The following is a 12,006-nucleotide window of genomic DNA, read 5'->3' on the forward strand; positions in this document are numbered from 1 at the left end:
GTACAAATATATTGAGTTAATTACACATAATGTTGATTTTTCTAGTATATGGTTATATAATGTATATGAATAATAGGAGTCAATATTCTGACATATTATTTTTATTACAGAATTAAAAGTATGGAGGCGTTATGTAAAAATGTATAAAACAAAAAAAATACTTGCTGTATTATCAACTGCTGCAGTAACAGGCTTGTTGATATCAGCAGTAAATTCAACAGCATTTGCAAAAACTACAGCAATAGCTGTAAATGGCACTGATGGTAAGGTGTATGAATATCAGTATGATGCATTAAAAGCATCTGCAATATCTCTAGAGCTTAATGGTTTAGATGATTCACATTCCAAATTGTATACTGATTTTCTTAAAAGGAAAACAACTGTTAAAGCTTATTATGACGATACAAAAAAGTCATATATAGAATTCGATACCATATCTAAAGAAGCACTTAACTGTGTTGAAAAAGGTATTTCATTTAATTTAAATTCTTTTACTGAATCTGCTAATACACCAGCTATAAAATTGACTACTAATACAGTATCAACTGATAGCTCTGGTAATTTGTTAATTAATGGACAAACAGTATCTGAAAAACCTACTGTTAAAAGTGTAAAAGTAATTGACAATAAAACTATTCGTGTATGTTTCAACAAAAAAGTTGATTATAATTATGCTACAAATGTAACAAACTATCAGTTATTGAATAGTGAAGATACAAATAAACTAGATATAAGTAATCATATTAGCGGAATTTACAATTCACAAAACCAGTCTGATACTCAAAACACAGATACTTATGACATAAAATTAAAAGATTGTAATCCATATAATAAAAATGAAGATTGGAAATTAAGTGACTCTAAATACACACTTGTAATAAAAAATATAATTGATACATCAACAGTACACAATGCAATGGATACTTATACGTGCGTTTTAGATGCTAATTTTTCAGCTCCTTCTGTAACAGGAATGTATAAAAATATATCATCAAGTACTAGCAATAAAATTATTGTTTACTTTAGCGAAGCCATGAATGTGGATACAATTGCAAATAGAAATAACTATAAATTTGTAGATGGATTAGGAAATGTGAATCCATTACCAGAAGCTGCAAATATAATAATTGGAAAAACTTCTAAAAGTGCAAGAATAGAATTTCCTTCCTCTTATCATATAGCAACAAATACTACTCAAAACACTGGTAATTCCAAAGATGTAATTGGCTTAGTAGTTTCCAATGTTAAAGATACATCAGAAAACATATTAAAGGATACATCATACAAAGGCACAATTTCTGAGCCAAAATTATATGACACATATGTAAAAAGCAACTCCATTGAAGCTCATTATGATAAAGATGACTTAATTATTAATGTCTCATTTAGTAGGGAATTAGATGATATAACTTCAAGGGACTTTACATTTGGCGGTGTAAAACCAGATGCTGCAGCTGTATTTGACGATAAGTTAAGCCTTAGATTTGTACCGGAATCTTTACCTACTGCTTCAGAAATATCAGCTCATCCAGTAACATATGCTAATGGGAAAACTAATACTAGTCCAACTAAAATAGATATTATAAAAGCTCAAGGTCCATCTGCTAAACTTGTTATAAATCCTAACAGCCTAGTAGATGAAACTGGTGCTAGCGTGGCGTGTACTCTTTCAGATGAGCAATCTAAAGTATATGATTATGAATTACGTCCAAGAACTGCTCCAAATTACTGGAGTGCAACAAAAGAGTCAGATGGTGTAAATGTTTATATAACATATGATACTCCTCTCTCTATTTATAGCGGCCTAAGGCCCGATGATTTTATATTTACAAGCACCAATGGCAAAAATCTACTAGCCGACTCAGTAAGAATAACCGGAAATACACTTATATTTAATATTAAATCCACTAACGAAAATTATGCATTGTTAACAAACTCCATTAATGTAAAATGTAAAGATACAATTTGCCTTATGGGTAACCACGGTCTATCTGGAGATTTTTACCAATATATTCCTTCAAATGATGATTTATCTGGAAGAATTGTAAATGTAGCACAATAACATATTAACCTTGTAATTTAAATATAATATATTATAGCATCAGGTTATTTTCTTTTAATAAAATAGGCACCAATTTTTTAAAATTAGTGCCTATTTCCTCTTAATTAATCTTAGATTCCTTTAAAATATTATTATACTCTTTTAAAGTCTTCATCATTTTCTTTTTTACATATTCTAAAATATTTTTATCAGAATCATTTATGTTTTTATCTTTAAATAGTATCTGGATACAATCACAAATGGTATTTACTGAATATATATGGAACTTTCCTTGTTCCACTGCCTCTAATACCTCTTCCTTTAATACAAGATCATCCACATTAGTATTTGGTATTATAACACCATGTGTTCCATCAAGGCTATTTAATGAGCATATGTCAAAAAAGCCTTCTATTTTGTCATTAACTCCTCCTATTGGCTGTATTTCTCCTCTTTGATTAACTGAACCAGTTATTGCTATGCTCTGATTTATTGGAATTTCTGATAAGCTTGATAATAATGCTAATAATTCTGCTGCTGAAGCACTATCTCCTTCTATTCCTGAATAAAGCTGTTCAAACACAATATTGGCATTAAAGGATATAGGAATATCCCTTCCTACAAGCTGTCCTACAAAACCAGCTAAGATCATTACACCTTTACTGTGAATATTTCCACTCATATCAGCTTCTCTTTCAATGTTGATTATTCCATTTCTTCCTGCAAAAGTTGAAACAGTTATTCTATGCTGCTGCCCAATTACACAATCACCATAATCTGAAACTGAAAGTCCATTAATTTGTCCAACCCTTTTCCCTTTTAACACAGTTATATATTTTTTCTTTTTATACATGTCAAGAATTTTCTTTCTGATAAGTCCATGCATGGATTCCTGTTCCTTTAATGCTGCTGCAACATGTTTATCTTCAACAATTTCACTGTTATCTTTTTTAGCATAATAATTTGCAATATCCACTATTTTAAAAAGATTACTCATAGAAGCAGAAAAATTATCCTTACTTTCTGCAAGTCTAGAAGAAAATTGCAGTAGCCTTTCAACTCCCTCTCTTCTTATATGCTTAAGACTATTTTCATTGATATAATAGTTTAGTAAACCTACAAGGTTACTTATATTACCTCTATCCTTTTCAATTTCATTGTCAAATTCAGCTTTTATTTTAAATATCTTTTCAAATTCTAAATCATTATTTAAGAGTGCTGAATATATATAATTACTTCCAATTAATATTACTTTAATTTTTAAAGGTATTTCTTCTGGACTAAGTGTTGAAATAGGAAGTACCTCTATATTGTATTTTGAATTATTAATAGATATATTTTCTAAATTTATACATTTTTTTAGTAATTCCCAAGAAGAAGGTTGAGTTAATAGCTGCTGTGCTTTAATTATAATATATCCTCCATTGGCTTTATGCAAATAACCTGGCTTTATTAATGTAAAATCAGTAATAAGACTACCCATTTTATTTTCATATTCAATATTACCAAAAACTTTACCTTGTGCAGCTGAATCTGCAAAAATAACTGGTGCTCCTTCACTTTCACTATTATCAACTAAAACATTAACTTCATATCTTTTTAAAAATAATTTTTTTACATTTTTGACTTCTTCATTATTGTCATCTTCTTCAAAGAAATAGGATATATTTTCAATTACATCTTTTTTTACTGCATTTAAATAGTTTATAACCTTTTCACTGCATCCATAACTATTTATTAATTCTTCTATTTTTTCAGAAATTATATTTTCAGCAATTTTATCATCTAAATATTTCAATTCACTTTCTAACTTTTTTTGAACTTGATTGCTTTGTTTAAATATATCAGAGGATATATTTCTAAGTTCACTTATTGAATTTTCTATAACCTTTCTTTCTTCATCTGTTAAATTTTCATATTCATCATCACTTAACTGCTTATCATTTTTTAACGCAATAAAAACAAATTCCCCTGTTGATGTCTTTTTTACTGAAAACCCTCTTTTTTTTGCTTCAATATTCAGGCCTCTGGACAAATCTAGAAGCATTGTTTCATATTTGCCAATTATACTATTTTTTTCGTTTTCATAATTTTCAGAATCAAAATAAACTGGAACTTCTTTAATGATATATTTAATAAATGAATTCATACCTTCCCTAAATTTAATAGCGGTTCCTGTATTAAGAGAAATCGAAATAGGATTATTAGAATTTTCGAAATTGTAAACATAACACCAATCCTGTGGTGTAGGCATTTTTTTCGCATATTCCTCTATTTTTCTTACAATATATCCTGTTTTACCTGTGCCAGTTTTACCAGATATGAATATGTTATACTGCTTACTATCCATATTTAATCCAAGTTCTATGGATTCTACTGCTCTTTTCTGACCTATTACCATATTATAACTTTCTACATCACAAGTAGTATCAAAATCCGGCATTTCCTCAAATTGAAGCTCTAAATCCTTTCTTGTCAACTCTGAATATTGTTTCATACTGTCCACCTCCAGAAATTATTCTTAAGCATTATTTATAAATTATATATTTCAATATTTATTGCCAAATTCCTGCAAATTCTCCTTAAAAATATCAAATAATTAAAATTTAATTGTACATTTCTATACTAAATACTAAACAGTTCAACTATATCTTCTTCTGTTAAACTTAAAAATTTCTTTCCATTAAAGGACTCATTTTCTATAAGGGATCCTATAAGTTTTTTCTTTTCTTCTTGCAAGGATATAATTTTTTCTTCAATGGTACCCTTAGCTACTATCTTTATAACCTCTACTACCTTCTTTTGTCCTATTCTGTGAGCTCTATCTGTAGCTTGTTCTTCCACTGCTGGATTCCACCAGGGATCAAAATGAATTACTACATCAGCAGAAGTCAAATTTAATCCTGTTCCCCCTGCCTTTAAGCTTATTAGAAATACTGAATTTTCACCTTGATTAAAATCATTTACTAAATTTATTCTCTTCTCGGAAGGTATGGAGCCATCTAAGTAACTAAAACATATATCCTCTTTATTAATTCTTCTTCCAATGTTTTTGAGAACAGATGTAAATTGCGAAAATACAAGTATTCTATGCCCCTGTCCTATACTTTTACTTAAAAGTTCTACTAGTGCTTCTATTTTGGCACTTTCACCATTATAATCTTTTATTATTACTCTAGGATCCAAGCATAACTGCCTTAGCTTCGTTATATAAGCTAATATCTCTATTTTGCTATTTTGGAACTCAAAATCCTTTACCTTTTTCTTAATAAGTTCCATAGCATAATTAGCATAAGTCTTATATATCTTTTTCTGTTCATCATTTAGTGTTACAAGTAATTTTTTTTCAATCTTAGAAGGTAATTCTTCTATAACTTCACTCTTTCTTCTTCTAAGTATGAAAGGTTTTATAAGTTTACTTAACTCTTCTATAACTTCTGGAGCTTCATTAAGCTTTTTGTGATATCTTACACTAAATCTTTTTTCATCATATAGATACCCTGGCATTATAAAATCAAATATAGACCACAACTCCATAAGAGAATTTTCTATTGGGGTACCAGAAAGCGCAAATCTATTATTTGCCTTTATTTTCTTCACAGCTGCTGCATTCTGAGAATTTGAATTTTTTATGTATTGTGCTTCATCTAATATACAAAAGTCAAATTCTAATACCTCATAACTTTCTAAATCCTTCTTTAATAAATTATATGTTGTTATAATAACATCATAGTTTTCTATATTTTTAAGTACTTCCTCTCTTTCCGACTTTATACCATATGCAACACCCACCTTAACAGTAGGTGCGAACTTTTCAAACTCACTTATCCAGTTATATACTAATGATGTAGGTGCTACAATTAAAGATTTACTTTCTATATTAGATACTATAAATGCAATGGTTTGAATTGTTTTACCAAGGCCCATTTCATCTCCCAAAATGCCTCCAAAACCTAAATATTGAAGAGTTTTAAACCAATTATAACCTACCTTTTGATACTTTCTTAACTCTCCCTTTAAAGCACTTGGAATTTGAAATTTCATATTTTTTATATCATGAAACTTATCTTTTACCTCTTTTAATTGATTTTTACCCTTTATGTATCTAATTTTATTTTCTTGCATAAAGCTTTCTAAGAAAATACTTTTATTTTTAGGTATTTCTATAGAATTTTCTTCTATTTCATTATGAGAAATTACATCTAAAAGTTTTAAAAATTTATTAAGCTCCAATTCCTGTAAATCAAGATATTCACCGCTTTTCAATTTATAATATTTAAGATTATCTCTAAATGCTCTTAAAATTTCATTAGTCTCTTGTGGACTTATATCTGATATTTTAAAATCCATTTGAAAATAATCGTATTTTCCTGATTTAATTTCTCCCTTTATTCCCTTTGTACCTAAATGCTTTATTCCTTTAAAGTTTTCAGAATAATATACATCACCCATTTGTTGAAGCTTTTCAACTTCGCTTTTAAAAAACTTAAACATATAATCATCATCTTTCAAAAAATAAAATTTTTCATCTATTTCTTCAAAGCCCAAACTTCTTACAATTTGTATAACTTCATTTTCCTTTTTAGAATCCCTATATATTATTTTTTCTTTATAATCTTGAAAAATATTAAACTCAAATTGCCCATAATTTACTTTTACTAATAATGTAACTTTTTCTTCTTCTTTATCAAAATAAAAATTAAAACTACAATCATCTATTACTATCTTATCTTTTATATTTTTAGATACACTTATATTATCTGTTAAAAGTTTGAGATGAGGAATTAGTTTTCTTAGTATAATTTCCTCCTCAGTATCCTCCATGGTTATAACTTTATTTTGGCTAAATATTTGAAGATATGGACTTATCTTATAGCAAAAATCATAATCTGGAAGATATATAGTTGTTCCATATAAAAAAGCCTCATTTTTAGAATCCAAGCTTATTGGCATTCCTCCTGAGGATTTTAGTATATATTCATCTTTTATCTTCTTTAAATCAAAATCTATAGGTGGAACATCATGTAAAATTTCCGTTTCCACAGTTCTATAAAAAAATCCTTCATTTAAGTAAACTCTATGTTCCTTTATAATTTCAAAAAACTCTCTAACAAAATAATCTGGAATATTTATATATTTTCCTTCTATAAAATTTTCCCTATTCTTAGTAATAAGATTGTTCTTTTCCTCTATATCCTTTAGTGTTTTTATAAAATCTATAAGTCTTCTATCCTTTGTAGCTAACCTTTGATTTTTTATATTGAAAGTAAAGTTTTTACTGTACTTTATAGGAATATTATTGTAAATGCATAATAATAATTGATTTATATCCTTTAAAACATAAAGATTATTAGAAGACATAAAATTCAATCCTATTTTAAACTCAACCTTAAGTTTATCAGTCCATCCATTTTTATTTATATATACTTCTATTTTTATTTTTTCCTTATTTTTACTATCACCTAAAAGCATAGATAGTATATTACTTTTTCTTTTAAATACAATTTCCTTATCAGATGCATTTTCATCTAAAATAGAATAATCCTCTAACCTAGGTAAAGCCTTATAAAATGTTGCCACCAAATGTTTGCAACAATAATTTTTCTTTTTTAACTCATTTTTTTCATAGTCAAGACAACTGCAATAAGTAGAAAAAATGCTTTTTTTCTCTGTATCTATTTCAATTTTCGTATTATATTCATTAAAAAGATTTTCCGAAATTACATTACCATCTATATGAATTAAATTATCTGAATCTGTAATATCTATAGAAGAAACTAAATCATTATTTAAAACCCTCTGACCTTTGCTGTAGTTATTACCACTAGTTTCTTCATTAAATATTTGTAACAACATATCTTCTCTTAACATATTTTCTCCCTAATAACTTAAATTTTAACCCTTTTATTATATCACATGACACAAATGTTTAAAATTTATATTATTAGGGATACTTTTATCATTTTACTAACTTTTCACTTTTTCTTCTTCACTGTATTCAAAATTACATTCATTTAAAGGAACCATTTTGGTATTTTTAACTTTTTTGTATCCGAAATACAATAACATAAATACAGGAATACATACATAATTTGTTATAAAATCAAACCAACTAAATTTTTCAGCTTGAAAAATCCATATGTTAGATCCAAATATAACAATTGTACAAAATATAATAGCCATAATAGGTCCTAACGGGTACCATTTAGCCTTGTATTTTAAATCTTCCAATTTTTTACCTTGAGCAATATATGCTTTTCTAAATCTATAATGGCATATACCTATACCTAACCAAGCAAAAAAAGCTGTGATACCAGAAGCATTATAAAGTATGTAGTATATCTTTCCATCACCAATTAATGATGCAAAAAATGCTGAACAAGCAACTATGGTTGTAATATATAATGCATTCATGGGAACCCCTCTTTTATTTACCTTCGATAAGAACTTAGGTGCTTTACCTTCCTTTGATAAAGAATAAAGCATACGTGATGCCACATAGAGTCCAGAATTTCCACAAGAAAGAACAGAAGTTAAAATTACTGCATTCATAAGACTAGCTGCAATGGCTAATCCAGACTTTTGAAATACCATAGTAAATGGGCTGTATGCAATATTGTCAGCACCACTTTTTAAAAGATTTGGATCAGTAAAAGGAATTAAAAATCCAATTATTAAAATTGCTCCCATATAGAATAATAAAATACGCCAGAAAACAGTTTTTATTGCCTTTGGAACATTTTCTTCAGGATTTTCTGATTCTCCTGCAGCAAGTCCAACTATTTCTGTTCCTGAAAATGAAAAACCTGCAACTAAAAAAACATTGATAATTGCCAATATACCACCTACAAAAGGTCCTTTTTTCCCAGAGTTATCTGCTAATACCCAATTAGAAAATCCAGGTGATTTTCCTCCTAATATACCAAATATCATGAGTACACCTACTACAAGAAATATAATTATAGTAACAACTTTAATGCTTGCAAACCAATATTCTCCCTCAGCATAAGCTCTTGCAGATAAAATGTTTAAAGCAAAAATAATTATTAAAAAAAGTACACTCCACAAAGTAGTATTTGTATTTGGAAACCAAAACTTAACTATAAGCGAACCTGCAACTAGTTCTGCTGCAACACATATAGCCCAACAAAACCAGTAATTCCACCCAAGAGTAAATCCTAAAGCTGGATCTACAAATCTTGTAGCATAAGTTTCAAAAGAGCCTGATATAGGTAATAATGTTGCCATTTCACCTAGTGATGTCATTAAAAAATAAACTAAAATCCCCATGATTGTATATGCAACTAATGCTCCTCCTGGTCCTGCAGTACTAACTGCACTTCCACTTGCAAAAAATAAACCTGTTCCAATTGCTCCACCAATAGCAATCATATTCATATGTCTTGCTTTTAAGCTTCTCTGAAGTTGTCCTTTAGCTTTTGTTTCTACATCTTTTGTTTCCAAATTAGTGTTCATAATAGCCCCCCAATCATTTTTAGCTTTTATAATGAAGCTTGTCTTAAAATTCTATACTTATTTTTATTACAATTACTTTCCTATTGGACATGAATATTCACAAATTCTACAATACTTTATAGTATTTTCAGGGCCATTTGGAGTAAGCTTTGGTACTTCCATAGGCTCCATATTAGCTTCATTTTCTTTCATTTCTATGTTACATAAAGTTCTATCAAAATTTCCTATTCTTCCTGGAAGTTCTCTTCTTCCAAGCTTCTCTTCAAAATATATTTTTTTTGCAAAAGCACTTTTCGCACATTTTTCCCAGCATTTTATTTCACATGAAGAGCACGGATCATAACCTGAAGGACCATCTGATGGTAAATCTAAACTCAAGCCTATTGCTCTTAACCTTACATGCGAACCATATTCTGGAGTAACCAATAAATTATTTTTTCCAATGCATCCAAGTCCTGCTACAACCGAAGAATCCTTTAAAAATATTCCTCCTTTTTCTATATGATAATTAAATGAATATGTATCAATTCCTGAATCTAGCATAACAGCTTTAAATTTCTTTCCAACTTCTATAATTTCCTTATTTCCTATTGTATTATTAACCCCTTCAACCCAATAATCCATTTTAGGATCATCTACAGGATGATGATAAGCTAAAACAATTACACTTCTTATTCCTTCAGGCCATACTACCCCTGTCAAAAATGAATCATCTTTTCCTCTCATATAAGTTCCAACACCGTTATATTCAGGCATTTTAGATACAACAGTAAAAGCTGGTGCCTTTTTTAAATCTTCCACATTTGCAACTCCTGCTAATGAAGCTCCACATTTAAGTGCAATATCCACTATTTCTTTTGAAGTAAATTTTTTCATAATATTTTTTCTCCTCTCTAAATTTATTAATAAAAAAAATCTCCTTGTAGATAGAACTACAAGAAGATTAAATTTCCATATAGCTCCTCATCTTTCGGTATATAACCAGCTGGAATTAGCACCATTAAATAATAAATATTCAGGTTGCCGGGCGTCATAGGGCCAGTCCCTCAGCCTCTCTTGATAAGAAGTTTTTTTATTTAATTGTGAACATTATAGCAATTTTTGCTATTAGTTGTCAATATATTATTTTTTGAATTTTAATTCTATTTTAAATTAGTACAAAATATCATATTTTTCTCTACACGATAATTTGTTATAATTTATATTAAAGTATACTTAAATTAGGAGCAAAAAAATGAAGAATTTTTATAAATATAATAATTATTTATTAAAACAAAATATGAAGGATAGTTCTATATATTTGTACATATATTATTTAAGGAAATTCTTAAAATGGTACGAAGAAGTCATAAAAACTCCATTTAAAAGATTAGAAAAAAACATTGTAAAAAAATACATGAAAGATATTTCTTCAAATATAAGTGAAAGCTCTATAAATAATTACATCAATTTCTTTAAATCTTATAATAACTTTTTAATAAGTGAAGGTATTCAAAAAGAAATGGTAGTAGATAATTCTCTAAGAGTTAAAATTTCAAAAGTTAAAGTTAACAATAGCAATTATATAGATGAAAAATACATAGAAAACTTGCTTCAACAAATTTGCTGTAATGATGGAATAAAAAATTATACAATGTTAAGTTTAATTGCATATTCTGGATTAAGAACTGCTGAGGTTATAGAACTTAAATTAAAAGATTTAGATTTTGATGAAAGGGTTATAAATATAACTGGTTCTTATGAAAGGGAAGTTCCTATGAACTCTAGTATAGAAAATTCCTTAAAGTTGTATTTAAAAGAAGTATACACTATGGAAGAATACCTTTTTATAAATGAAAGAGGTACTAAATATACAACTGCAGGACTACGCTGGATATTTAGAAAAAATTGTCCTTATAATAATATTACCTTATCCACTTTAAGGGACTTTTATAAGCTTAAATTAAAAGAACAAGGTTATATTGCTAAAGAAATAGATGAATTACTTGGATATACTACAAAATATAAAAGCTATACAGATAAAAAATTAAAAGAAATGCTTACACCTTCTGAATTTGCAAAAATATTTAATGTAGCTCCCATTACTGTAATTAAATGGTGTGACAAAGGCTTGGTTAAGGCTTATAGAACAGATAAAGGCTTTCGTAAAATACCTTATTCTGAGGTAGGCAAATTAAAATCTCTTCGATAAACATGCAATCATTTTGTATATATAAGCGAAGTAACTTTCATAATAACTATTGCCTAATTTATATATATTTTAGCTATTTTAATAATACTACTATGGCGAAGCCTGTAAAAATAGTGAATTTGTTAATTATTAACTTTATGAAATATTTGCATATTTTTTTATGCTATATTTTTAAGGTATTTCTATAAAACAACTGACTTTTAAATTAAATATATTAGTATAATAGCAGGCTTAGCCTTAATTTTTAAGCATTATAAGTTATGATTATAAATATAATTTAGATTACTAAAATTATCTA

The 12,006-nt window shown here is 27.9% G+C and carries 6 protein-coding genes and 1 riboswitch; of the genes, 2 read left to right on the top strand and 4 right to left on the bottom strand.

Annotated features, from left to right (window positions below; all coding sequences use genetic code 11):
* Positions 1-139 precede the first annotated feature (139 nt).
* A complete protein-coding gene (locus Ccar_RS07875; RefSeq protein WP_007063791.1) occupies positions 140-2,062 on the top strand; it encodes a hypothetical protein in 1,923 nt (640 codons plus the stop codon).
* A 100-nt stretch (positions 2,063-2,162) separates the two neighbouring features.
* Here the strand turns inward: Ccar_RS07875 and Ccar_RS07880 are convergent, their stop codons facing one another.
* From Ccar_RS07880 to Ccar_RS07895, 4 genes are all read right to left on the bottom strand, one after another.
* Positions 2,163-4,538: an ATP-binding protein gene (locus tag Ccar_RS07880; protein ID WP_242852192.1), complete on the bottom strand. Its 2,376-nt coding sequence runs from the start codon at positions 4,536-4,538 to the stop codon at positions 2,163-2,165.
* Positions 4,539-4,666: 128 nt separating this feature from the next.
* Positions 4,667-7,912, bottom strand: coding sequence for a DEAD/DEAH box helicase (locus tag Ccar_RS07885; protein ID WP_007063788.1), 3,246 nt, complete (start codon positions 7,910-7,912; stop codon positions 4,667-4,669).
* A gap of 96 nt (positions 7,913-8,008) precedes the next feature.
* Positions 8,009-9,517, bottom strand: coding sequence for an amino acid permease (locus tag Ccar_RS07890; RefSeq protein ID WP_007063787.1), 1,509 nt, complete (start codon positions 9,515-9,517; stop codon positions 8,009-8,011).
* 72 nt (positions 9,518-9,589) lie between these two features.
* Entirely contained in the window at positions 9,590-10,393 is an 804-nt protein-coding gene (locus Ccar_RS07895) for a hypothetical protein (protein WP_007064698.1), read from the bottom strand.
* A gap of 84 nt (positions 10,394-10,477) precedes the next feature.
* Positions 10,478-10,583: riboswitch (SAM riboswitch) on the bottom strand.
* A 168-nt stretch (positions 10,584-10,751) separates the two neighbouring features.
* Here Ccar_RS07895 and Ccar_RS07900 point away from each other — a divergent pair.
* The gene (locus Ccar_RS07900; protein ID WP_007064697.1) at positions 10,752-11,708 is read left to right on the top strand and encodes a tyrosine-type recombinase/integrase; all 957 of its coding nucleotides are present in this window, start codon (positions 10,752-10,754) and stop codon (positions 11,706-11,708) included.
* Positions 11,709-12,006 lie beyond the last annotated feature (298 nt).

Source organism: Clostridium carboxidivorans P7 (assembly GCF_001038625.1).
Taxonomy (GTDB): Bacteria; Bacillota; Clostridia; order Clostridiales; family Clostridiaceae; genus Clostridium_AM; species Clostridium_AM carboxidivorans.